The sequence below is a fragment of the Actinomadura sp. WMMA1423 genome, assembly GCF_006547145.1.
Classification (GTDB): Bacteria; Actinomycetota; Actinomycetes; order Streptosporangiales; family Streptosporangiaceae; genus Spirillospora.
This window is the reverse complement of record NZ_CP041244.1, coordinates 3,498,831-3,520,406: the sequence shown is the minus strand read 5'-3', so window position 1 is coordinate 3,520,406 and position 21,576 is coordinate 3,498,831. Positions and strand designations below refer to the sequence as shown.

The 21,576-nt window shown below is 72.5% G+C and carries 19 protein-coding genes and 1 tRNA gene; 15 read left to right on the top strand and 5 right to left on the bottom strand.

Features of this window, described 5'->3' with window-relative positions; translation table 11 throughout:
- Positions 1-158: 158 nt before the first annotated feature.
- Positions 159-1,760 carry a glycosyltransferase family 39 protein gene (locus FKD65_RS16260; RefSeq protein ID WP_141578302.1) on the bottom strand — a complete coding sequence of 534 codons (1,602 nt, stop codon included), beginning with the start codon at positions 1,758-1,760 and terminating at the stop codon, positions 159-161.
- A 190-nt stretch (positions 1,761-1,950) separates the two neighbouring features.
- On the opposite strand from FKD65_RS16260, the gene metG reads away from it, so the two are divergent.
- The 10 genes from metG to FKD65_RS16205 all read left to right on the top strand — a co-directional run bounded on the left by metG (position 1,951) and on the right by FKD65_RS16205 (position 12,913).
- The gene (metG, locus tag FKD65_RS16250; protein WP_141578300.1) at positions 1,951-3,780 is read left to right on the top strand and encodes a methionine--tRNA ligase; all 1,830 of its coding nucleotides are present in this window, start codon (positions 1,951-1,953) and stop codon (positions 3,778-3,780) included.
- Positions 3,777-4,601: a TatD family hydrolase gene (locus FKD65_RS16245; protein ID WP_141578299.1), complete on the top strand. Its 825-nt coding sequence runs from the start codon at positions 3,777-3,779 to the stop codon at positions 4,599-4,601. Before metG ends, FKD65_RS16245 begins: the two co-directional genes overlap by 4 nt.
- A 164-nt stretch (positions 4,602-4,765) precedes the next feature.
- Positions 4,766-5,590, top strand: a complete 825-nt coding sequence (locus FKD65_RS16240) for a transglycosylase family protein (RefSeq protein ID WP_240810176.1) — start codon at positions 4,766-4,768, stop codon at positions 5,588-5,590.
- Positions 5,591-5,648: 58 nt separating this feature from the next.
- Positions 5,649-6,554 (top strand): 16S rRNA (adenine(1518)-N(6)/adenine(1519)-N(6))-dimethyltransferase RsmA, encoded by a 906-nt coding sequence (rsmA, locus tag FKD65_RS16235; RefSeq protein ID WP_141578298.1) that lies wholly within the window; start codon positions 5,649-5,651, stop codon positions 6,552-6,554.
- Positions 6,551-7,750, top strand: coding sequence for a hypothetical protein (locus FKD65_RS16230; RefSeq protein ID WP_240810175.1), 1,200 nt, complete (start codon positions 6,551-6,553; stop codon positions 7,748-7,750). Before rsmA ends, FKD65_RS16230 begins: the two co-directional genes overlap by 4 nt.
- 21 nt (positions 7,751-7,771) lie before the next feature.
- Positions 7,772-8,701 carry a 4-(cytidine 5'-diphospho)-2-C-methyl-D-erythritol kinase gene (locus FKD65_RS16225; protein ID WP_302931603.1) on the top strand — a complete coding sequence of 310 codons (930 nt, stop codon included), beginning with the start codon at positions 7,772-7,774 and terminating at the stop codon, positions 8,699-8,701.
- 129 nt (positions 8,702-8,830) lie between these two features.
- On the top strand, positions 8,831-9,061 hold the full coding sequence (locus FKD65_RS16220) for a hypothetical protein (protein ID WP_141578297.1): 231 nt from the start codon (positions 8,831-8,833) through the stop codon (positions 9,059-9,061).
- 81 nt (positions 9,062-9,142) lie between these two features.
- The gene (locus tag FKD65_RS16215) at positions 9,143-9,655 is read left to right on the top strand and encodes a hypothetical protein (protein WP_141578296.1); all 513 of its coding nucleotides are present in this window, start codon (positions 9,143-9,145) and stop codon (positions 9,653-9,655) included.
- 60 nt (positions 9,656-9,715) lie between these two features.
- Positions 9,716-11,479 (top strand): ABC-F family ATP-binding cassette domain-containing protein, encoded by a 1,764-nt coding sequence (locus FKD65_RS16210; protein WP_141578295.1) that lies wholly within the window; start codon positions 9,716-9,718, stop codon positions 11,477-11,479.
- Positions 11,480-11,794: 315 nt separating this feature from the next.
- Positions 11,795-12,913, top strand: coding sequence for an amidase (locus FKD65_RS16205; protein WP_141578294.1), 1,119 nt, complete (start codon positions 11,795-11,797; stop codon positions 12,911-12,913).
- A 496-nt stretch (positions 12,914-13,409) separates the two neighbouring features.
- Here the strand turns inward: FKD65_RS16205 and FKD65_RS16200 are convergent, their stop codons facing one another.
- Complete coding sequence (locus tag FKD65_RS16200; protein WP_141578293.1) at positions 13,410-13,898, bottom strand: MarR family winged helix-turn-helix transcriptional regulator; 489 nt, start codon at positions 13,896-13,898, stop codon at positions 13,410-13,412.
- 44 nt (positions 13,899-13,942) lie between these two features.
- Positions 13,943-14,749 (bottom strand): patatin-like phospholipase family protein, encoded by an 807-nt coding sequence (locus FKD65_RS16195; RefSeq protein WP_141578292.1) that lies wholly within the window; start codon positions 14,747-14,749, stop codon positions 13,943-13,945.
- A gap of 113 nt (positions 14,750-14,862) precedes the next feature.
- Between FKD65_RS16195 and FKD65_RS16190 the strand changes: the two genes are divergently transcribed.
- Together FKD65_RS16190 and FKD65_RS16185 are read left to right on the top strand one after the other, a co-directional pair.
- Positions 14,863-15,657, top strand: coding sequence for a trans-aconitate 2-methyltransferase (locus tag FKD65_RS16190; protein WP_141578291.1), 795 nt, complete (start codon positions 14,863-14,865; stop codon positions 15,655-15,657).
- A 173-nt stretch (positions 15,658-15,830) separates the two neighbouring features.
- Positions 15,831-16,193 carry a VOC family protein gene (locus FKD65_RS16185; RefSeq protein WP_141578290.1) on the top strand — a complete coding sequence of 121 codons (363 nt, stop codon included), beginning with the start codon at positions 15,831-15,833 and terminating at the stop codon, positions 16,191-16,193.
- Here the strand turns inward: FKD65_RS16185 and FKD65_RS16180 are convergent.
- Positions 16,185-16,931, bottom strand: coding sequence for a TetR/AcrR family transcriptional regulator (locus FKD65_RS16180; protein WP_205718678.1), 747 nt, complete (start codon positions 16,929-16,931; stop codon positions 16,185-16,187). The two genes, FKD65_RS16185 and FKD65_RS16180, sit on opposite strands and share 9 nt — an antisense overlap.
- A 53-nt stretch (positions 16,932-16,984) precedes the next feature.
- A complete protein-coding gene (locus FKD65_RS16175; RefSeq protein WP_141578289.1) occupies positions 16,985-17,938 on the bottom strand; it encodes an acyl-CoA desaturase in 954 nt (317 codons plus the stop codon).
- Positions 17,939-18,492: 554 nt separating this feature from the next.
- Here FKD65_RS16175 and FKD65_RS16170 point away from each other — a divergent pair.
- From FKD65_RS16170 to FKD65_RS16160, 3 genes are all read left to right on the top strand, one after another.
- Positions 18,493-18,565 (top strand) — tRNA-Gln (locus FKD65_RS16170).
- Positions 18,566-18,732: 167 nt separating this feature from the next.
- Positions 18,733-20,178 carry a bifunctional UDP-N-acetylglucosamine diphosphorylase/glucosamine-1-phosphate N-acetyltransferase GlmU gene (glmU, locus tag FKD65_RS16165; RefSeq protein ID WP_302931602.1) on the top strand — a complete coding sequence of 482 codons (1,446 nt, stop codon included), beginning with the start codon at positions 18,733-18,735 and terminating at the stop codon, positions 20,176-20,178.
- 197 nt (positions 20,179-20,375) lie between these two features.
- The gene (locus FKD65_RS16160) at positions 20,376-21,356 is read left to right on the top strand and encodes a ribose-phosphate diphosphokinase (RefSeq protein WP_141578287.1); all 981 of its coding nucleotides are present in this window, start codon (positions 20,376-20,378) and stop codon (positions 21,354-21,356) included.
- Positions 21,357-21,576 lie beyond the last annotated feature (220 nt).

The window sequence follows — 21,576 nt, the reverse complement described above, 5'->3', positions numbered from 1 at the left end:
CCCGGCCCACTCCGCTCGCCTTGCGGCTCGCTGCGTGACCGTGCCTGGGCGAACGCGGCATCGCTTCGCGATCCGCCCGATTCCGCTCGCCTCCGGCTTCGCTCCACCGGGCAGGTCACGTGTTCGCGCGCGTGGCCGAGGTCACTTCGAGGCAGGCTCTAGCTCTTGGCGGGGGGATTCCAGAGCTGGAGGACCCCGTCCGACGAGCGCCACATGAGCGTCCAGCCCTGGGCGGGGTCGGGGCGCCAGCCGCCGCCGATCTGCGACTCCATGCCGCGCCACCGCGTGTAGAGCATCGGGCCCTCCGTCGCGTTGCGGGGGACCGGCAGGTAGTGCGGGAAGTCGCGGATCTCGCCGCGCCAGACCGGGCGGCCCCAGACGTCGCGCGTGTAGAAGGTGAGGGTCTGCGCGAGGCGCCGGTCGGCGCAGATCAGCGTGATGTCGCGGTGGTCGCCGAGGTAGCCGCGCAGCTCGCTCCACGCCTTGTCGCGCGGCAGCTCCGGGACGGCGCGCACGGCCGCCACCGCGTAGGCCGCGCCGAGCGCGACCGCCAGCACGGCCGCGACGGTCCGCAGCCGCAGCCGTGCGACCAGGCCGGACGGCAGCATCCGGAACATCAGGATCAGCGACCCGGAACCGCCGGCGAGCAGCGCGGGCAGCACCGCGAACCAGTACCGCTGGAGCCAGGCGCGCAGCGAGATGTCGTTCGGGTCGAGGACGCCGGAGAACAGCGTCAGCGGCACCGCGAGCGTGAAGAACCACACCAGGACCAGCGCGAGCCGCCGGTCGCGGGTGAGGGCCCAGCCGGCGACGGTGAGGGCCAGCGCCGCGGTGAAGACGAGGCCGAGCGGGCTCCACTCGTGCATCGCGCGCAGGAACGACCGCGCGGCGAGGGAGCGGGTGACGTAGTCGCGGGACTGGCCGCCGTGCTCGGCCGCCGACATGAGCCCGGCGAGCGGGCTGCCCCACACCAGCTGGTTGTGGACGAAGTTGAGCAGCAGGATCGCCAGCATCGGCGCGCCGACCGTGACGCCCCGTCGCCACGGGATGCGCAGCAGCGCCAGGTAGGCGGGGATGGCGAGGAAGAGGAAGGCCAGGAACTCCCGGACGAGGAACGACGTGCCGAGGAGCACCCCGGCGGCGAGCAGCATCCGCGTCTGCGCCCGGCCGGTCCTGCGGCTCGCGACGACGAGCCCGGCCATCCCGATCGTGAACAGCCCGGCGCCCGGCATGTCGGGCAGCATCACCCCGGTCGACCAGGTGATCTCGTGGCCGAACGGGTTGGTCATGGTGAAGAACGGGTGGACCAGCATGACCGCGGCCGACACCAGGCCCGCCGCGTCGCCGAACAGGGACCGCACGACCAGGTACGTCCCGACGAAGAAGGCGGCGCCGCCGAGCGCGGCGACGGTGAAGTAGGCGGCCTGGCCGTCGCCGAGGACCTCCTGGGCGAGCCGCGCCGGCAGCACCAGCCCGATGCGGGTGACCTGGTGCGGGACCTCGTCGAAAGGCCACTGGGTGAGCGGGATGTGCGGCCAGTCGCGGGCGGCGAGCCACACGTAGTAGGGGTCGAAGTACAGCGGCGGCGTCATGACCACCCACTGGGCGAGCACTGCGGACGCCGCGACCAGCAGCGACAGCCACACGACCCGCCTGACCCGCCGGACCCGTCCCAGCAGGCGCGTGAGCGCGGACGGCGCGTCCTGCTCCGCCGCCGCGGCTTCCCGGGCGAGCGGCTCGTCGGACGTCGTCTGGGCCATGCCTGGGTTCCCGCCTCCGCTGGTCCGTGCTGGTGGTGGCCGATCCGTTCCGCCGGCGGCCGGGCCGCGGCGCCGCCCGCCGCGCCCGCGCGGCGCGCCCCGGCGCCCGCGCGGCGCCCCCTGCCGGCCGCGACGCCGGACCAGGTTACTCGCGTGCCGCGGCCCCCGCGACGCGACTACCCTTGATTCCATGTCCTCGTCAAGCCGTCATATCTTGACCGCGCCCGCCTGGCCGTACGCCAACGGGCCCCGTCACATCGGGCACGTCTCCGGTTTCGCGCTGCCCGCCGACATGTTCAGCCGCTACCAGCGGATGGCGGGCAGCAAGGTCCTGATGGTCAGCGGCACCGACGAGCACGGCACGCCGATCCAGGTGCAGGCCGACAAGGAGGGCGTGACGGCCCGCGAGCTGGCCGACCGCTACAACTCCGTGATCGCCGAGGACCTGCACGGCCTCGGGATGTCCTACGACCTGTTCACGCGGACGACGACGCTGAACCACTACGCGATCGTCCAGGAGGTCTTCAAGGGCCTGTACGACAACGGCTACATCTTCCCGACCAAGACGATGGGCGCGATCTCGCCCTCCACCGGCCGTACCCTCCCGGACCGCTACATCGAGGGCACCTGCCCCATCTGCGGGTACGACGGGGCGCGCGGCGACCAGTGCGACAACTGCGGCAACCAGCTCGACCCGATCGACCTGATCAATCCCGTCTCGCGGATCAACGGCGAGACGCCGAAGTTCACCGAGACCGAGCACTTCATGCTCGACCTGCCCGCCTTCACCGAGGTGCTCGGCCGGTACCTGCGCGGAAAGCAGGGCGGGGGGGCGGCGGGGCGTAGCCATGGGGGTGAAGCGCAGTGGCGGCCGAACGTGCTGAAGTTCGCGCTGAACCTGCTCGACGACATGCAGCCGCGGGCGATCAGCCGCGACCTCGACTGGGGCGTGCCGATCCCGCTGGACGGCTGGCGCGACAACCCGGCCAAGAAGCTCTACGTGTGGTTCGACGCGGTCGTCGGCTACTTCTCCGCGTCGGTGGAGTGGGCGCGGCGCTCCGGCGACCCCGAGGCGTGGCGCGCCTGGTGGCAGGACCCGGAGGCCCTGTCCTACTACTTCATGGGCAAGGACAACATCGTCTTCCACGCCGAGATCTGGCCGGCGATGCTGCTCGGCTACAGCGGCCAGGGCGACAAGGGCGGCACGCCCGGCTCGCTGGGCGCGCTGAACGTCCCGACGGAGGTCGTGTCGTCGGAGTTCCTGACGATGGAAGGCCGCAAGTTCTCCTCGTCCCGCCAGGTGGTCATCTACGTGAAGGACTTCCTGGAGCGCTACGACGTCGACGCGCTGCGCTACTACGTCGCGGTCGCCGGCCCCGAGAACCAGGACACCGACTTCACCTGGTCGGAGTTCGTCCGCCGCAACAACGACGAGCTGGTGGCGGCGTGGGGCAACCTCGTGAACCGCTCGGTGAACATGGCGGCGAAGAACTTCGGCGCGATCCCGGAGGCGGGCGACCTGACCGACGCCGACCGGGCGCTGCTGGAGCGCAGCCGCACCGCCTTCGGGGCGGTCGGCGCCGAGCTGGAGCGGTCGCGGTTCAAGAACTCGATCACCGAGGCGCTGGACGTCGTCCGCGACGCCAACAAGTACCTGTCCGACCAGGCGCCCTGGAAGCTGAAGGACGACCCCGAGCGCGTCAAGTCGATCCTGCACACCGCGCTGCAGGTCGTCGACGACGCCAAGACCCTGCTGACGCCGTTCCTGCCGAACTCCTCCCAGAAGGTCTACGAGATGCTCGGCGGGCAGGGCGTGTGGAGCGGCATGCCGCGGCTGGAGACGGTGTCGGAGGAGGGCGGCCCCGACTACCGCGTCCTCACCGGCGACTACGCGACCGAGGCGCGCTGGGAGTCCGTGCCGATCAAGCCGGGCGTCCCGCTGGCCAAGCCGGTGCCGCTGTTCAAGAAGCTGGACTCCTCGGTCGTGGACGAGGAGCTCGCCCGGCTGGAGCAGGCGTGACCGAGGAGGGGGACGGGCAGGCCCCGCGGTCCTACCCGCCGCTGCCCGAGCGGCTGCCCGTCGACGTCTTCGACAGCCACTGCCATCTCGACATCGTCGAGACGCCGGTCGACGAGCAGCTGAGGTCGGCCAGGGCGGCGGGCATCGCGCGGATCGTCACGATCGGCTGCGACCTGCCGTCCTCCCGGTTCGCGGTGGAGGCCGCCGGCGAGTTCGACGACGTGTACGCGGCGGTCGCGATCCACCCGAACGAGACGACGGGCATCAGCGAGGCCGTGCTGGGCGACGTCGCCCGGCTGGCCGCGCACCCGAAGGTCCGCGCGATCGGCGAGACCGGCCTCGACTACTACCGCGACTGGGCGCCGAAGGAGGACCAGCACCGCTCCTTCCGGGCCCACGTCGACATCGCCAAGCGCACCGGCAAGGCGCTGGTCATCCACGACCGCGAGGCCCACGACGACGTGCTGGCGATCCTGGAGGAGGAGGGCCCGCCGGAGAAGGTGGTCTTCCACTGCTTCTCCGGCGACGCCGCCATGGCGGAGGTCTGTGCCGGCCGCGGGTACCTGATGAGCTTCGCCGGGAACGTCACGTTCAAGAACGCCGAGCCGCTGCGGGACGCGCTGCGCGCGGCGCCGCTCGACCTGCTGCTCGTGGAGACCGACGCGCCGTTCCTGACGCCGATCCCGCACCGCGGCAAGCCGAACGCCTCGTACCTGATCCCGCACACCGTCCGCGCCATGGCGGAGATCAAGGGCGTGGACGTGGCGGAGCTGTGCACGGCGATCGCCGCGAACGGGGAGCGCGCCTTCGGCCCCTGGTGACCGCGCCCGCGCGGCCCGGTGCGCGGCCCGCCGCGCGGACCGGTGTGCCAAATCGGGCAAATGGGGCGAGTGGCGGCGTTGCGGTGGCGGAGACGGACGGAGACCTCTAATCTCTGGCCGTTGGACGGGCGCCCCCCGAGCCCGGCTCCCTGGAGGAACCCCCCGTGCCTTCCCCCTCTGCCCCGCGCCTGCGCGCGCCGCGCGCACTCGCCCCCGCCGCCGTCCTGCTGGCGGCCGCGCTGCTCGCCGCGGCCTGCGGCGGGGACGGCGGATCGGCGCGCCCGAAGAGCGGCGTCGTCGCGGACGCGCCGCGCACCAGCGCCCCCGCGCCGCGCAAGGTCGTCATCGTGGTCGACAAGAAGAAGACCGAGACGATGACGACCGGCACGACCGTCGCGCAGGTGCTGGAGCAGGCGAAGATCGCCCTCGGCCCGCACGACCTGGTCAGGCCGGCCGCCGACCGGCCCGCCGGGGACGTCATCAAGATCATGCGGCTGCTGTCGGACCCGGTGACCAAGATCGTGAAGACGCCGGCCCCGACGGTCCGCAAGAAGAGCTCGTCCGTCCCGCCCTGGAGCGAGAAGGAGCTGCGCAAGGGCCGCCCCGGCATCACGGTCCTGAAGGTGGCCTACGTCCGGCACAAGGGCCGCAAGGTCGCCAAGGTGATCGCGAAGCAGGTGAAGCGCAAGCCCGTCGCGCGGATCGTCGCGGTGGGCCCGAACTCGGTCAACAGCGGCTCGGTGACGCGGCTGAACTGGCGCGGCCTCGCCAACTGCGAGTCCCACAACAACCCGAAGGCCGTGAACCCGGCCGGGTACTACGGCCTCTACCAGTTCTCCCTGTCGTCGTGGGCGTCGGTCGGCGGGTCGGGCAAGCCCTCGGACGCCAGCGCGGGCGAGCAGACCTACCGGGCGCAGCTGCTCTACAAGCGGGTGAACGGCCGCTGGCAGGGCCAGTGGCCCAACTGCGGCAAGTTCCTGTTCTCCTGAGCGGCGTCCACGGGGCCCTGGGGGACGGGCCCTCGCGATGACAGGAGAGACTTGACGCATGGGGGACACCACGGGCCTGCTCGGGCCGGCCGACGTGCGGGCGCTGGCCGAGCGGCTCGGCATCAGGCCGACGAAGACGCTCGGGCAGAACTTCGTCATCGACGCCAACACCGTCCGGCGGATCGTCCGGGCCGCCGGGCTGAGCCCTGACGACGTCGTCATCGAGGTGGGCCCCGGGCTGGGGTCGCTCACGCTGGCGCTGCTGCCCCAGGTGCGCCGCGTCGTCGCGGTGGAGATCGACCCGGCGCTCGCCGCCGAGCTGCCGGCCACGGCCGCCGCCCGCGAGCCCGGCGCCGCCGCGAGGCTGGAGGTCGTGCGCGCCGACGCGATGAGGATCGCGGAGGTGCCGGGGCCGGCGCCGACGGCCCTCGTCGCGAACCTGCCGTACAACGTCGCCGTCCCCGTCGTCCTGCACCTGCTGGCCACGCTGCCGTCGCTGCGGTCCGCGCTGGTGATGGTGCAGGCCGAGGTCGCCGACCGGATGGTCGCCGCGCCGGGTTCCAAGATCTACGGGGTGCCGTCGGTGAAGCTCGCCTGGTACGGCCACGCCCGCCGCGCCGGGGCCGTGGGCCGCGCCGTCTTCTGGCCCGCGCCGAACGTCGACTCCGGGCTCGTGGCGTTCGCCCGCCGCGAGCCGCCGGAGACCGGGGCGTCCCGGGAGGAGGTGTTCGCCGTGGTCGACGCCGCGTTCGCGCAGCGCCGCAAGACGCTGCGCGCGGCGCTCGCGGGCTGGGCCGGGTCGGCGCCCGCGGCCGAGGAGGCGCTGCGCGCCGCGGGCGTGGACCCGCGATCCCGGGGCGAAGCGCTGGACGTGGCCGCCTTCGCCCGGATTGCCGAGTATGGTCCTTCTCGCCGGGGTGATCACCCTCGAACCCCTGAGGCGAGGGCTCCCCGCGGGGGATGACGCATCAGCATGAGCCGGAGGTCGATGTGAAGGCGCGTTCGCGGGCGACGCGAGCCGGATGGCCCGTCGTGGGGACGGGGCTGCTCGCCGCCGCGGGCATGGTCGCCACGGTGGCGGCGGGCTGCGGGGGCGGCGCGGGCGCGGCACCCAAGATCACGACGACGGCGCGGGCGGGCGTGGCGCCGGTCCCGCCGGCGCAGGGCGCCTACTTCGGGGCCTGGGTGCCGCAGGAGGGCGCCGTCCGTCCGTCCGGCTCCGCCTCGGCGTCGCCGTCCGGCTCGCCCACGGATGAGCCGGGCTCGCCTTCGGGCACTCCCTCCGAATCTCCGTCCGGCACTCCCTCCGGCACCGCGTCGCAGACGCCGTCCGGGAAGGACGCCGGCAAGCCGGGCATGGCGCCCGTCGTCGGCTTCGAGCAGCGGCTCGGCCGCCGGCTCGACATCGTGCAGAGCTACCGCGGCTGGAAGAGCGACTTCCCGGGCGGCCTGGAGGAGTCCGTCGCGGACGGGAACCGCTACCTTCTGCTGACCTGGGACGGCGGCGACACCCGGGAGATCGTCCAGGGCGAGCACGACGCCCTGATCGCCAAGCGCGCCCGCGCCCTCAAGGCGCTCGGCAAGCCCGTGTTCCTGCGCTGGTCGCGGGACATGGACAAGTCGTCGGCCCAGAAGAACGTGCACTCGGCGGCCGACTTCACCGCCGCCTGGAAGCACCTGCGTGCGATCTTCAAGCGGCAGGGGGTCGACAACGTCGCCTGGGTGTGGTGCCCGAGCGCCCGCGGGTTCAGCGGCGCCGACGCGGGCTCGTACTACCCCGGCGACGACCAGGTCGACTGGATCTGCGCCGACGCCCAGCCCGGCGGCGACTACGACTACCGCGACCTGTCGGAGGCGCTGAAGCTGTTCACCGAGTGGGCCCGGGGCCGCCACAAGCCCATCATGATCGCCGAGTTCGGGGTGCCGAAGTCCTACGGCCCGCGCCGCGCCGAATGGCTCCGCGAGGCCGCCAAGACCCTGCAGGACCCGCAGGTCAAGGCCGTCGTCTACTTCAACTCCGACGAGCAGGCCAAGAACGCCCGCGACAGGCGCCGCGCCTACTCGGTGACCGGCGACCAGCACGCGACCTCGGCGCTCCGCGAACTGGCCACCACCCCCTACTTCAACCCCCGCAACCTCCCCGTCATCAGCGGCGGCTGAGGGTCCCGTAGGGTTTCGCGAGTGAGCGCAGTGACGGTGCGGGTCCCCGCCAAGGTGAACCTCCAGCTCGGCGTCGGGCCTGTCCGCGACGACGGCTACCACGACCTCGTCAACGTGTTCCACGCCGTGTCCCTGTTCGACGAGGTGACGGCCGAGCCCGCCGCGCGGCTGGCGGTGGAGGTCCGGGCCGCCCCGGACGCGCGCGTCGCGGTCGACGGCGTCCCCACCGGCGAGGACAACCTCGCCGCCAGGGCGGCCAGGCTCGTCGCCTCGCGCCTCGGCGTCGAGACGGGCGTCCGGCTCTCGATCCGCAAGGCGATCCCGGTCGCGGGTGGCATGGCGGGCGGCAGCGCCGACGCCGCCGCCGCGCTGCTCGCCTGCGCCCGGCTCTGGGACGACCGGGAGCAGCCCGTCCTCACCCGCGACGACCTGATGGAGCTCGGCGCGGACCTCGGCAGCGACGTCCCGTTCGCCGTCCTCGGCGGCACGGCCGTCGGCGTCGGGCGCGGGGAGCGGCTCACGCCCGCCCTCACCCGCGGGACGTTCCACTGGGTGTTCGCCACCGCCGACGGCGGCCTGTCCACGCCCGCCGTCTACGGCGAGTGCGACCGGCTCCGCCTGGCGGCGGGGGAGGCGCCCGCCTGGCCGACCGTGTCCGAGGCGCTGATGACCGCGCTCGCCACCGGTGACGCCAAGGCCCTCGGCGCCGCGCTCTCCAACGACCTGGAGCCCGCCGCGCTGTCGCTGCGCCCGTCGCTGCGCGGCACGCTCGACACCGGCCGCGAGCTGGGCGCGATCGGGGCGCTCGTCTCCGGCTCCGGCCCCACCTGCGCCTTCCTCGCCGAGACCCGCGAGGACGCCGCCGCCCTGGCGGACGAGCTGGAGGCCGCCGGCGTCGCGAAGCAGATCGTCCGAGCCCACGGACCCGTCCCCGGGGCCACAATCGTCTGACGGGACGGTGGGACCGGCCTGTCCCGGTAGCTGCCATCGTCACACAAGCGAACCTCGGGGTAGCGGAGCGCGTCCTCCTATCTGTGACACCGGTTCCTCCGACACTGACCCGACCGGCGAGGTGGAACGATGACGTATCTGTCCGGGATGCTGGGCCTGGTGGCGATCGCCATGATGGCGACGCTCATCCTGCTGGCGGTGCGCCGCGACCGGCATCTGCGCCGCAACGCGCCTGACAGGGTGGTGGGGGACGCCTCGCGGCCGGGCTCCTCCGCGCGGGGCTCCGCCGGTCCGGGCTCCGCAGTCCCGGGACAGGGGGCGCCGGGCTCGGCGGTGCCGGGAGAGGCGGGCGGGCAGTAGGCTCGCCGCGCGGTCGGGACGCGGCCGCCTCGATCGGTCGATTCGCCCACAGGACAGGCGAATCCGAGTGAACGGCGGACCATGGTGTCGGTTCTGGGCCTTCTGGCGGCGCTCCTCATCCTGTTCCTCATCATCGGCGTGCCCCTGGTGCTGGTGGTGGTCCTCGTCACGAGATCGAAAGCATCCAAGACGGGCCCGGCGTACGTCCCGCCCGGCGCCCAGTACCCGCCCCAGCAGCAACCGGGCCAGTACGGCCAGCCAGGTCAGTACGGCGAGCAGGGCCAGTACGGGCAACAGGGTCAGTACGGGCAGCCGGAGCAGTACGGGCAGCCGGAGCAGTACGGGCAGCAGGGCTACGGCCACCCTGGCCACTACGGCCAGCCAGGTCAGTACGGCCAGCCGGAGCAGTACGGGCAACAGGGCCAGTACGGACAACCGGAGCAGTACGGCCAGCCAGGTCAGTACGGCCAGCCGGGCCAGTACGGCCAGCCGGGCCAGTACGGGCAATCAGGCCAGGACGCCCAGCAGGGCCAGGACGAGGGGCCCGACCGGTCCGACCCGCCCGGATCCTCCGGCCCGCCGCCCGCTCCCTGATCCACCATCACGGAGCGGCCGTGCGAGCGGTGCGCGGGGGGCAATACGCTTGAAGGCGCCGTGAATCTGATCAATCTTGAGAACGCCGCCAAGGCCTACGGGCCCAAGCCCCTGCTCGACGCCGTGTCCCTCGGCCTGGACGAGGGCGACCGCGTCGGTGTCGTCGGCCGCAATGGCGGCGGCAAGAGCACCCTCGTGTCCGTCCTCGCGCGGGAGACCGAACCCGACGACGGCCGCGTCACCCACGCGCGCGGGCTCCGGCTCGGCTACCTGACGCAGCGGGACGAGTTCCCGGATGCCGCGACGGTCCGGTCCGTGGTGCTGGGCGACCGCGCCGAGCACGAGTGGGCGGGCGACGTCCGCGTCCGCGAGATCCTCGGGGGCCTGCTCGCCGACCTGGACCTGGACGCGCCCCTGGCCGGCATGTCCGGCGGGGAGCGCCGCCGCGTCGCGCTGGCCCGGCTCCTCGTCCCCGAGTCCGACCTGCTCCTGCTGGACGAGCCCACCAACCACCTCGACATCGAGGCGATCGACTGGCTGGCCCGCCACCTCAAGGGCCGCAAGGTCGCGCTGCTCGTCGTCACCCACGACCGCTGGTTCCTGGACGAGGTCACCGACCGCACGTGGGAGGTCGTCGACGGCCGCGTCGAACGCTACGAGGGCGGCTACTCCGCCTACGTCCTCGCCAAGGCCGAACGCTCCCGCATCGCCGCCGCCACCGAGGCCAAGCGGCAGAACCTGCTCCGCAAGGAGCTGGCGTGGCTGCGCCGCGGCCCGCAGGCCCGCACGTCCAAGCCCAAGTTCCGGGTCGACGCCGCGCAGGCCCTCATCGCCGACGAACCGCCCGCGCGCGACTCGGTGGAGCTGACCCGGTTCGCGACCGCGCGGCTCGGCAAGACCGTCTACGACATCGAGGACGTCGACGTCCGGCTCGGCGACCGCGAACTGTTCCGGCGCATGACGTGGCGGCTCGGCCCGGGCGACCGCGTCGGGCTGGTCGGCGTGAACGGCAGCGGCAAGAGCACCCTGCTGCGCCTCCTCGACGGCTCCGTCAAGGCGGTCTCCGGAACCGTGGTGCAGGGCAAGACCGTCCAGCTCGCGCACCTGTCGCAGAACCTGGAGGACCTCGACCCCTCCCGGCGCGTCCTGGAGTCGGTGGAGGAGATCCGCCGCCGCATCACCGTCGGCAAGCGCGAGTGGACGGCGAGCCAGCTCCTCGAACGCCTCGGCTTCGCGGGCGACCGCCAGTGGACGCCCGTAGGCGACCTCTCCGGCGGTGAACGCCGCCGCCTGCAACTGCTCCGCCTCCTCATGGGCGAACCCAACGTCCTCCTCCTGGACGAGCCCACGAACGACCTCGACATCGAGACGCTCACCGAGGTCGAGGACCTTCTCGACGGCTGGCCCGGCACCCTGGTCGTCGTCAGCCACGACCGGTACTTCCTGGAGCGCATCACCGACCATGTCGTCGCGCTGCTCGGCGACGGCCGCGTGTCGCTGCTGCCCGGCGGCGTCGACGAGTACCTCGAACGCCGCGCCGCCGGGACCGCGCCCAAGCCCGGCTGCGTCCAGGCCGAGCCCGCCCCGGCGCCCCCCAAGCCCAAGGCGGGCGGCCAGGACTGGAAGGCCCGCAAGGAACTCGACCGCCTGGAACGCCGCCTGGAGAAGCTCGCCGCCCAGCAGGCCGCCCTCCACGAGCAGCTCGCAGCCCATGCCACCGATTACGCCAGGCTCCAGGAGCTGGACTCCCAGCTCAAGGAGATCCAGGCCGAGGCCGCAGGCGTGGAAGAGGAGTGGCTGATGCTGGCCGAGGATTTGAGCTAGCAGTGTCTTCCCAGGGGGGCGACCCCCTGGAACCCCCGTTGCGAGCCGGGCGATCCTCACGCCACGGTTTCGGTTCTTGTGCCCGTGCGGGTTGCTGTCGTGTCGCTGCGGTCGCCCGGCTCGGCGGGTCGGGCGACCTCCAGGCGCTTAGAGCGCCTTCCGGCCGCCCGACCCGCGCCCTCGCTCAGGCCCGCTCCAAGAGCGCCACGGCTGGCACATCCAAGAGTGTTGTGGCCTGGCACGTCCAAGAGCGTTGGCGTGTGGCACGTCGGAGAGTGTTTGGCGGTTTGCGGGTGTGCCGGGCATCATCTCGGGATGACGACCTGGATCATCAGGACGGACGAGGCGGGCGACGGGCCGCGGCTCGCCGTCAAGGACGCGATCGACGTCGCCGGGCTGCCCACCACAGCGGGCTGCCGGGCCGTCGCCGAGCGGGCCGAGCCCGCCGCGGCGGACGCGCCCGTCGTCGCGTCCGCCCGCGCCCAGGGCGCCCGCGTCGTCGGCAAGACGAACCTCAACGAGCTGTGCGCCGCCGCGGACGGCGTCAACCCGTGGACGGGCACGCCGGTGAACCCGCTCGACCCCTCGCGGGTCCCGGGCGGCTCGTCCAGCGGCTCCGCCGTCGCCGTCGCCACGGGCGAGGCCGACGTGGCGTTCGGGACCGACACCTCCGGGTCCATCCGCATCCCCGCCGCGTGCTGCGGGATCGCGGGCCTGAAGACCACCAACGGCCGCATCCCCCTGGACGGCGTGTACCCGCTGTCGCCGACGCTGGACGTCGTCGGGCCGCTGGGACGCGACGTCGCCGCCGTCGTCCTCGGGATGCGCCTGCTCGAACCAGGCTTCACACCCGCCCCCTACGACCCCTCATGGACCATCGCTCGCCTCCGCGTGGACGGCGTGGACCCCGCGATCGACGCCGCGGTCGACGACGCCCTGCGCCGCCTCTGCCCGGTCACCGACGTCACGGCCGAGCACTACGCGGACGCCGCCACCGCCAACGGCGTCATCATCAGCGACGAGGCCCCGCGTCAGAACGGGCATCTCCTTGCCGAACCGGACAAGCTGAGCGGACGCATCGCCCGCCGCCTCCAGCACATGATCGACGTGTCCGAGGCCGGAATGCTCGACTGGGCGCTCGGCGTGCGGAAGGTGATCAGGGCCGAGCTGGACGCCATCCTCGCCCGGCACACCGCGATCGCCCTGCCAGTCCTGACCTGCCTCCCACCCGAACCCGACGAGGCGGACGAGTCCGACCTCGTCCTCACGGCACTCGTCGGCCAGATCAACGTGGCCGGGCTCCCCGCGTTCGCCCTCCCCGTCCCGATGCCCGGATCGCACCTGCCCACGTCCGTCCAGCTGATCGGCCGCGCCGGCGCCGAAGAACACCTCTGCGCCCTGGCCGCCAGGCTGGAAGACACCCTGGCCAACTAGGCTGTGTTTCAACAGTCCCGGCCCACTTCGCTCGCCTGGCGGCTCGCTGCGTGACCGTGCCTGGGCGAACGCGGCATCGCTTCGCGATCTGCCCGGTTCCGCTCGCCTCCGGCTTCGCTCCACCGGCCAGGTCACGCGTTCGCGCGGGTGGCCGAGCAACTTCGAGACAGGCGCTAGGAGACTGTTGACGATCTTGGGTTCTGGCCCCGCTGCGGATGCGGCGGGGCCAGTGTGTTGTAGGTGCAGGCCCCCCACCAACGCTCTTGGACCTGCACACACAACGCTCTTGGAGTGGACCTGAGGGGGCTCGCGGGTTGGGCGGCCGGAAGGCGCTCTGGGCGCCTGGAGGTCGCCCGACCCGCCGAGCCGGGCGACCGCAGCGCCACGCACGAACCCGCACGGGCACGACACACCCGCACGGTGGCGTGAGGATCGCCCGGCTCGCAACGGGGGTTCCAGGGGGTCGCCCCCCTGGGAAGACACGCCCCCCAGAAAACTACTGATCAAACGGGATCAGCAGCGTTCTCAGCAGGTCCGCGAGAGTGTCTCGCTGGTCGGGGGAGAGGCTTTCCAGGATGGCCTGCTCGCGGCCGAGCAGGTCGGTGAAGGCGGCGTCGACGCGGGTCAGGCCCGCCTCGGTGAGGCGGACCTGGACGCCGCGCTTGTCCTGGGGGTCGGGGTGCCGCTCCACCAGGCCGGCTGCCGCCAGCCGGTCGATGCGGTTCGTCATGGTGCCGGACGTGACCAGGGTCGCGTGCAGCAGCCGCCCCGGGCTCAGCTGGTAGGGGGCGCCCGCCCGGCGCAGCGCGGTGAGCACGTCGAACTCCCACGACTCCAGGCCGTGGTCGGCGAAGACGGCGCGCCTGGCGCGGTCCAGGTGGCGGGCCAGGCGGGAGACGCGGCTGAGGACCTGCAGCGGCCGGACGTCCAGGTCCGGACGCTCGGTGTTCCACGCCTCGACCAGTCTGTCGACCTCATCGCGCATGCCGACACCCTACCTGTCTTGATATCGAGAAAGGTGGGCGCGATTCAGCGGCGGGCGCCCACCGCCGCGGAGATCCGCTCCGCCGCCTCCGGTGCCTGCCGGAGGCCCTCCAGGTAGACCGGCGCCCAGCGCGAGCGATCGCCGAGATTCGGCCCGAACGCCTCCAGGGCCCGCTCGTCCGGGACGATCCGGACGTCGCCACCGCCGCCTCGCATGCCCGGCATCGGCTCCACGACGACGAGCGGCCCGGCTCCCTCCGCCAGTTCCGCGTCCGACCATCCGGCGAACGCGCCGTCCATGTAGCGGCGCCCGCCGATCGGGATCGGCTCGCAGAATCCGGGGGCGGCGCTGCTCGCGGCCACGGCCAGCGAAAGCGGGACCCCGCTTGACGCGTCCCACAGCGCCGGTTCGCCCGACACCGCGTCCACCCCGGTGACCAGCAACCGGGTGTCCGGCCACGTGTCCGTGCCGATCAGGTAGAGCATGCTCGCGTGGTGGCGCTCGGCGGGCTGCGCGGCCGCGTCCAGGGCCAGGCGTCCTATCCGCCGCCTCGCCTCGCCCGGTTCCAGGCCCGGAGTGCCGCCGACCTCGAACACCCGCGCCATCACCGAGCCGTCCACCGGCGCGGGCGGTTCGCTCGGCGGCGGCAGTTCGGCCAGCGCCGCGAGGTCCCGGCCGGTGGTGATCGCCGCGCCGGCGATGGCGCCCGCCGACGTCCCGACCACCAGGCCCGCCCCGGCCGGTTCCAGGCCCGCCTCGCGCAGCCCAGCCGCCAGCCCGATCAGCCACGCCGTCCCGACCGGTCCGCCGGGCCCGAGCGCCAGCGCCCAGCCGTTCTCGTCACCTGTCATGCCGGTGAGCCTAGGAGTCTCCTCGGCTGGGGTGCATCTGTCAGGTGACCGGTGGCCGGGACGCGTACGAAGATTCTTGACATCAAGATAGGGGGCGGGCATCATGTCTCTTGATGTCGAGACAAAACGCGGCCGTGTGGGACCCCGCGCAGTACGGGGTCTTCGGCGACGAGCGCGCCAGGCCTTTCAACGAGCTCGCCGGACGGCTCGGCGGCACTCCGCCCGGCCGTGTCGCCGACCTCGGCTGCGGCAGCGGCGAACTCACCGCCACGCTCGCCGCCCGCTGGCCGGACGCCGTCATCGACGCTCTCGACAGCTCCCCCGAGATGATCGCCGCCGCCCGCGAGCACGAGATCCCGGGACGGCTCGCCTTCCGCGTCGGCGACGTCGCCTCCTGGGAGCCCGAGCGGCCCGTCGACCTCGTGTTCTCCAACGCCGTCCTGCAATGGGTCCCCGAGCACCCCGACCTGCTGCCCCGGTGGATCGAAGCCCTCGCCCCCGGCGGCCGCCTCGCCTTCCAGGTCCCCGGCAACTTCGGCGCCCCCAGCCACGTCCTGCTCCGCGAGACGGCCCGCTCCGAGAGATGGGCCGGCAGGCTCGCGCACCTGCTGCGCGACGCGCCCGTCCTCGACGCCGCCGGCTACCTCGACCTCCTGGCCCGCCTCGGATGCGCCGTCGACGCCTGGGAGACCACCTACGCCCAGGTCCTGCACGGCGAAGACCCCGTCCTCGAATGGGTCAAGGGCACCGCGCTGCGGCCCGTCCTCACCGCACTCGGCCCGGACGAGGCCGACGAGTTCCTCGCCGAGTACCGGGAGAGGCTCCGCCGGGCCTACCCCGCCGCTCCCTACGGCACCGTGTTCCCGTTCCGGAGGATCTTCGTGATCGCCACCCGGCACGCCCCCTAGACGGGATGCCGCCCGCCCGCCCGGGGGAAGCGACTCGTTCCCCTGCGGTGTGCCACCTCCGGCGGGCGGGCGGCGTCCGCACGACCCGGCTCGCGACCCGAGACCGGCGACCCCGGCCGGCGGCCTCCTGGACGAACTCCGGGAGGCCGCCGGCGCCACGTCCGGAGGCAACCATGATCACCGGAGTCCACCACGTCCAGCTCGCCGCACCGCCCGGCAGCGAGGACCGGCTCCGCGCGTTCTACGGCGGAGTCCTCGGCCTCGAGGAGATCCCCAAATCGCCCGAGCTCGCCAAACGCGGGGGAGCCTGGTTCCGCGGCCCCGGCGTCGAACTCCACCTCGGCATCGAGCCCGGCTTTCGGCCCGCCCGCAAGGCCCACCCCGGCCTGCTCGTCGACGACCTCGACGCCCTCGCAGAGCGCCTGCGGGCCGCCGGCCACGAGGTCGCGCCCGACGACCTGCTCCCCGGCCACCGCCGCCTCTACGCCGACGACCCCGTGGGGAACCGGCTGGAGTTCCTGCGGCCCTCAGGCTGAGGGGTCCGCGAGCTCCTCGAAATCGCGCCGGCCCCGGCGCTGGGCCTTCTCGGCCTTCGCCGCCGCCTTCTCCTCGGCCCTCTCGGCCTTGGCGGCGGCCTTCCCCGCGCGCTTCTCCTGCCGCTCCAGCTCCTTGCGGCGCCGGCGCGGATCCAGCGACGGCCTCGGCTCCAGCCCCGACAGCCCGTTCCACGCCAGGTTCACGATGTGCGCCGCCACCTCCTCGCGGCGCGGCTTGCGGACGTCCAGCCACCACTGGCCCGTCAGCGCCACCATCCCGACCAGGCTCTGCGCGTAGAGCGGCGCGAACTTGTCGTCGTAGCCGTGCCTGTCGAACTCCTGCGCCAGTATGTACTCGACCTCGCCGGCGATCTCGCTCAGCAGGCTCGCGTAGCTGCCGGTTCCGGTACCGCCGTGCGAGTCGCGGACGAGGATGCGGAACCCGTCCGGATGCTCCTCGATGTACTCCAGCAGCGCCAGCGCGGCCTTCTCCAGCTTGCTCCGGTAGTGGACCACCGAGTCCAGCGAGTCGGTGACGAGAGCCAGCAGCCGCTCGAACTCCCGGTCGACGACGACCGCGTAGAGCCCCTCCTTGCCGCCGAAGTGCTCGTACACCACCGGCTTGGACACCCCGGCCGCCGAAGCGATCTCCTCGACCGAGGTGCCGTCCAGGCCGCGCTCGGCGAACAGCGTCCGGCCGATGTCGAGGAGCTGTTCGCGGCGTTCCTTGCCGGTCATCCGCTTTCTGCGGATCCTGGGAGCGGGTTCTGTCACAGGATCAATTGTGGCGGTCAAACCGCCTGCTTCGCGCGCTTCGCGGCGAGCCGCTCTTCGTTCGGCCACCGGACGTCACGGGCCAGGTGCAGCTTCTCGAACACCCAGATGACGCGCGCGCTGATGTCGACCTGCCCCTTCAGCACGCCGTGCCGCGCGCAGGTCGGGTCCGAATGGTGCAGGTTGTGCCACGACTCGCCCAGCGAGGGGATCGCCAGCCACCACACGTTGCGCGACTTGTCCCGGACCTCGAACTCCTCCTTGCCGAACGTGTGGCAGATCGAGTTGATGGACCACGTCACGTGGTGCACCAGCGTGATCCGGACGAGGCCGGCCCAGAACAGAGCGGTGAGGAAGCCCGTCCACGACATCGTGACCAGCCCGCCGATCACCGCGGGGAGCAGGAAGGACACGGCGACCAGGCCCGGGAAGGCCAGGTGGATCCGGCGGATGTCGCGGTCGTTGAGCAGGTCCTTGGCGAACCGCTGCTTGGAGGTCCGGTTGGCGTCGAACAGCCAGCCGTAGTGCGCCCAGGCGAGGCCCTTGGCCAGCGCCTTCCAGTCGTCGCCGAACCGCCACGGCGAGTGCGGGTCGAACTCCTTGTCCGAGTGCTTGTGGTGGCGCCGGTGGTCGGCCACCCACGTGATGACCGGCCCCTCGATGGCAAGGCTCCCGGCCAGCGCCATGAAGATCTTCAGGCCGCGCGTGGCCTTGAAGGACCCGTGGGTGAAGTACCGGTGGTAGCCGACGGTGATGCCCCCCGCCGACAGGAAGTAGAAGACCGCCGTCAGGACGACGTCCGTCCAGCCGAGGAACCGGCCCCACGCCAGCGGGACGGCGGCGAACAGTGCCAGGAAGGGCAGCGCGGTGAACGCGGCGATCAGCGCCCGTTCGCCGTTGCCCCGCTTCTCGGGCGCGAGTTCGGGACGTCGCCCCGGCCTGGGCGGGTCCATCGTCGGAGCGGTCGTCATGGGTCACCACTTCCTGTGGCTCGGGGCAGCCTTACCTACGCCAACGTAACCTACGAGGTCGTAGGTTGTGCAGAGCTGAACGGTAAAGGGAGGGGGAAACTGCCTCTTGCGCCACATAACTCTCGTGCGGAACAGGGGGTCGTGGAGCCGCCGCGGAAGGTTCGCCGAGGAGGTTCCTCGACCTGGGCCTGCGCGCCGGGCGGGGAGCCCGCGCGCCGGATCGCGGCAGGCGACGCCTTCGGAGTCGGATCCTTCGGACTCGCCGACCGCCGGCCTCCGCGGAGACCACTGTGCCGCTCGCCCGGGCCCTGGCCGGTCGGCACTCAGACTGCTTGCTCGATGACACACGTTCTAAACCCCCGGTCCCGTACCGCGACCGGGGCGGCATGCTCGGACCGAGGCGGGCGCACCTCGTCTGATCGGGCATGCCGGGGAGGTTCCCGGCGAGTTCCCCGCCCGCCCCGGCGGCCGGGGCAATAGGTGTGGGGCTGAGCGGCCCGCACCGGTATCGTGGGGCCCGCAGGTGGTCTCCTGTCGGCGAAGAGGCCTGCTGATCCGCCGTAGCGTAATTGGAAACGCAGCTGGTTTTGGTCCAGAAGAGTCCAGGTTCGAGCCCTGGCGGCGGAGCTGCCGGAAATGTCCCCCCGGATGGCCTTCGGGCGGGCGATGGGGTGACAGGAGCGGGGCGGGCGGTATCCTGCCCGTGTCGGGTTCGCCCCGGCCTGCCGTGTCGTGATGTCGCAGGTGGGCGGGCCCGCGACCGATCCCCGTCCGCGATGCCGAGGAGCCTCCTTGTGAGCGCTGCGAGCCGCCCGGCCGCCGTCATCGTCCTCGCCGCGGGCGAGGGCACCCGGATGAAGTCCCGTACCTCGAAGGTGCTGCACGAGCTGTGCGGGCGCAGCATGCTCGGCCACGTGCTGGCCGCCGCCCGCGAGCTGGGGCCCGAGCGGCTCGTCGTGGTCGTCGGGCACCGGCGCGAGCAGGTGGTCGAGCACCTCGCCGAGCACGCGCCGGACGCCGAGGCCGCCGTCCAGGAGCAACAGGGCGGGACGGGCCACGCCGTGCGGATGGCGCTGGAGCAGACCGGCGCGCTGGAGGGGACGGTCGTCGTGACGAACGGCGACCACCCGCTGCTGCGGGGCGAGACGCTGCGGGCGCTCGTCCAGGCCCACGAGGACGAGGGCAACGCCGTCACCGTGCTGACGACCGAGATGCCGGACGCGACCGGCTACGGGCGCATGGTCCGGGCGGCGGACGGCAGCGCCGAGGCGATCGTCGAGCACAAGGACGCCACCGAGGAGCAGCGCGCCATCACCGAGATCAACGTCGGTATGTACGCGTTCGACGGCGCGCTCCTGGCGGACGCGCTGAAGCGGGTGACCACCGACAACGCGGGCGGCGAGGAGTACCTCACCGACGTGGTGGCGATCCTGCGCGGCGACGGCCACCGGGCGGGCGCGCACCTGGCCGCCGACTGGGTGGAGACCCAGGGCGTGAACGACAAGGTCCAGCTGGCGCAGGCGCGCAGGCAGCTGAACGACCGGATCCTGGAAGCGCACATGCGGGCCGGTGTCACCGTCATCGACCCGGCGTCCACGTGGATCGACGTGGAGGTGACCGCCGAGCCGGACGCGGAGGTCCACCCGGGGACGCAGCTGCACGGCCGGACGCATCTGGGCGAGGGCGCGCGGATCGGTCCGGGCTGCACGCTGACCGACACAGTGGTCGGCGCCGGGGCGTCGGTGACCCACGCGGTGTGCGTGGGCGCGGAGATCGGGCCGGAGGCGTCGGTCGGGCCCTACGCCTACCTGCGGCCCGGGACGAGGCTGGCGCCCAAGGCCAAGATCGGGACCTACGTCGAGACCAAGAACGCCGACATCGGCGAGGGCACGAAGGTGCCGCATCTGACCTACGTGGGCGACGCCGAGATCGGCGCGGGCTCGAACATCGGCGCGAGCTCGGTGTTCGTCAACTACGACGGTGTCCAGAAGCACCGCAGCGTGATCGGGTCGCATGTGAAGGTCGGCAGCGACAACATGATCGTGGCGCCGGTGACGGTCGGGGACGGCGCCTACACGGCGGCCGGCTCGGTGATCGTCCAGGACGTCCCGCCGGGGGCGATGGCCGTCGCGCGAGGGCGGCAGCGCAACGTCGAGGGCTGGGTGGAGCGCAGGCGGCCGGGGACTCCGGCGGCCGAGGCGGCCCGGCGGGCCCGGGAGGGCGAGGAGGGCGCGCGGTAGCGCGCCCCGACGAGGACTGCCCCGCCGCGGGGCGGGGAGGTGGAGGACGACGGCGTCCTCCGGAACAACTGAGGGCCGCCCGACGTGAGAGCGGTTCCGTGACAAGGCGATCCGCGCACCGGACTCTTTGGCGCGCGGGTAGTGGGGACAACAACCCACATGTAGGGCACAGTTCCATTGAGGGGGAGTTGTCAGAGGTGAGTGGGATAAAGACGAGCGGCCAGAAGAAGCTGATGCTCTTCACCGGCCGAGCCCACCCTGACCTGGCCAGGGAAGTAGCCGACAACCTCCAGGTCGAGCTGACGCCGACGTCCGCCTACGACTTCGCCAACGGCGAGACGTTCGTGCGGTTCCTGGAGTCGGTCCGAGGCTCCGACGCGTTCGTGGTCCAGAGCCACACGGCTCCCATCAATCAGTGGATCATGGAGCAGCTGATCATGGTGGACGCGCTGAAGCGCGCGTCGGCCAAGCGGATCACGGTGGTGGCGCCGTTCTTCGGCTACGCCCGGCAGGACAAGAAGCACCGCGGCCGGGAGCCGATCTCGGCGCGGCTGATGGCCGACCTGTTCAAGACGGCGGGCGCCGACCGGCTGATCACGGTCGACCTGCACACCGCGCAGATCCAGGGCTTCTTCGACGGCCCGGTGGACCACCTGTTCGCGCTGGACCTGCTGGCCAGGCACTTCGAGAGCCGGCTGGACACCTCGCAGGTCACGGTGGTCGCGCCGGACGCGGGCCGGGTGCGGGTCACCGAGCGGTGGAGCGACCGGCTGGGCGGCGTCCCGATGGCGATCATCCACAAGAAGCGCGACCCGGACGTGGCGAACGAGGTCAAGGTGTTCGACGTGGTCGGCGAGGTCGCGGGCCGCACCTGCGTCGTGGTGGACGACATGATCGACACCGGCGGGACGATCGTGAAGGCGGCGGACGCGCTGTTCGACCAGGGCGCGACGAAGGTGGTCGTGGCGGCGACGCACGGCGTGCTGTCGGGTCCGGCGGTGGACCGGCTGAAGAACTCCCGGATCTCCGAGGTGGTGCTGACGAACACGCTGCCGATCCCGGAGGAGAAGCAGTTCGACAAGCTCACCGTGCTGTCGATCGCGCCGCTGGTGGCACGGGCGATCAACGAGGTGTTCTCCGACGGCTCCGTCACGAGCCTCTTCGGCGGCCACAGCTGAACCTCGTCCCGGTCGCGTCGCCGGTACGCGGCGTGGCCCGCGGATCGGGCGCGGATGGGACGCGGATGGGGCGGCGGGGCGAGGTCGTGGCGGCGGTGGTGGCTTGGCGTTGGGCGTTGCCTTGTTGGGCTAGACTTGTGCAACCGCGTTTGCCCCAGGACGTTCAAGTGCGGTGCCGGCGCAGGGGCCGCACTCCCAGGGGAACGCAAACGAATCTTTG

Coding starts and splice junctions, on each gene's coding strand:
- FKD65_RS16260 (WP_141578302.1), bottom strand. CDS start 1,760: ATGGCCCAGACGACGTCCGACGAGCCGCTCGCCCGGGAAGCCGCGGCG.
- metG (WP_141578300.1), top strand. CDS start 1,951: ATGTCCTCGTCAAGCCGTCATATCTTGACCGCGCCCGCCTGGCCGTAC.
- rsmA (WP_141578298.1), top strand. CDS start 5,649: ATGGGGGACACCACGGGCCTGCTCGGGCCGGCCGACGTGCGGGCGCTG.
- FKD65_RS16230 (WP_240810175.1), top strand. CDS start 6,551: ATGACGCATCAGCATGAGCCGGAGGTCGATGTGAAGGCGCGTTCGCGG.
- FKD65_RS16220 (WP_141578297.1), top strand. CDS start 8,831: ATGACGTATCTGTCCGGGATGCTGGGCCTGGTGGCGATCGCCATGATG.
- FKD65_RS16215 (WP_141578296.1), top strand. CDS start 9,143: ATGGTGTCGGTTCTGGGCCTTCTGGCGGCGCTCCTCATCCTGTTCCTC.
- FKD65_RS16205 (WP_141578294.1), top strand. CDS start 11,795: ATGACGACCTGGATCATCAGGACGGACGAGGCGGGCGACGGGCCGCGG.
- FKD65_RS16200 (WP_141578293.1), bottom strand. CDS start 13,898: ATGCGCGATGAGGTCGACAGACTGGTCGAGGCGTGGAACACCGAGCGT.
- FKD65_RS16195 (WP_141578292.1), bottom strand. CDS start 14,749: ATGACAGGTGACGAGAACGGCTGGGCGCTGGCGCTCGGGCCCGGCGGA.
- FKD65_RS16190 (WP_141578291.1), top strand. CDS start 14,863: ATGTCGAGACAAAACGCGGCCGTGTGGGACCCCGCGCAGTACGGGGTC.
- FKD65_RS16185 (WP_141578290.1), top strand. CDS start 15,831: ATGATCACCGGAGTCCACCACGTCCAGCTCGCCGCACCGCCCGGCAGC.
- FKD65_RS16180 (WP_205718678.1), bottom strand. CDS start 16,931: ATGACCGGCAAGGAACGCCGCGAACAGCTCCTCGACATCGGCCGGACG.
- FKD65_RS16175 (WP_141578289.1), bottom strand. CDS start 17,938: ATGACGACCGCTCCGACGATGGACCCGCCCAGGCCGGGGCGACGTCCC.